This window comes from Affinundibacterium danionis (assembly GCF_042432465.1).
Classification (GTDB): domain Bacteria; phylum Pseudomonadota; class Gammaproteobacteria; order Burkholderiales; family Burkholderiaceae_D; genus Undibacterium; species Undibacterium danionis.
Genome location: NZ_JBHLXJ010000021.1, coordinates 1 through 736, shown reverse-complemented (window position 1 = coordinate 736; position 736 = coordinate 1). Strand labels below are relative to the sequence as shown.

1 protein-coding gene is annotated in these 736 nt (G+C 49.9%); it reads left to right on the top strand.

What is annotated here, in order from left to right:
- Window positions 1-736, top strand: a 736-nt coding sequence (locus tag ACFFJH_RS18000) for a choice-of-anchor U domain-containing protein (RefSeq protein ID WP_390214361.1), incomplete at both ends; no start/stop codon positions are given.

The window sequence follows — 736 nt, the reverse complement described above, 5'->3', positions numbered from 1 at the left end:
GTACTGAGATTAACTTCGGGTTAACTGGTACAACTTATTACAATGATGCCGATGCCGATCGTGTCAGCAACTTTGTTGAGTCACGCGTACCTAATCTGTTCCGTACGGGTACCGGCGATGGGAATGGCGATGGCACGTTGGATCGTCTGCAATCGAATGTCAGCTCTCTGCCTTGGAAAGAGCTGCCGGGCGGTAAAGTTACTTACTTTACCTTGGCCAATAAGCCGGGGATCGAACATGTCACCGTCACGCCTTTACCTAGTCCGACCTTGGCTGGTAATGACCTCAGTTTGCCTTATGGCAATGTGAATTTCTTGGTCAACAAAGCGCCACTCAATCAGTCCGTCAAATTCTCTTTCTTTACCGATGCTAATGCCCCGGTCAATGGTTTCTGGACTCAGAACAAGGCGGGAGAATGGGTCAATCTGGCGACCAATATCTCTTTAATTGATGGCAAATATCGCGTCGATCTTCAGATCACCGATGGCAGTCCTTTCGACTTGACCCCATCGGCTGACGGTAAGCTACAAATTCAAGGCGGCTTGGGATGGAAACAATCGGCATCGGCCTTTAGCAACATCAGCGCCGATTGGGATAGTGATGGTATCCCTGATGCGGTAGAAACCAAGATGGGCACCAACCCTATCGTGAAAGACAATAACGTCTTACAACGCGCCGACATGTTTGCGATGCAGATGTACCGTGACTTCTTGTTCCGTGAAGCCGATACCGCGGG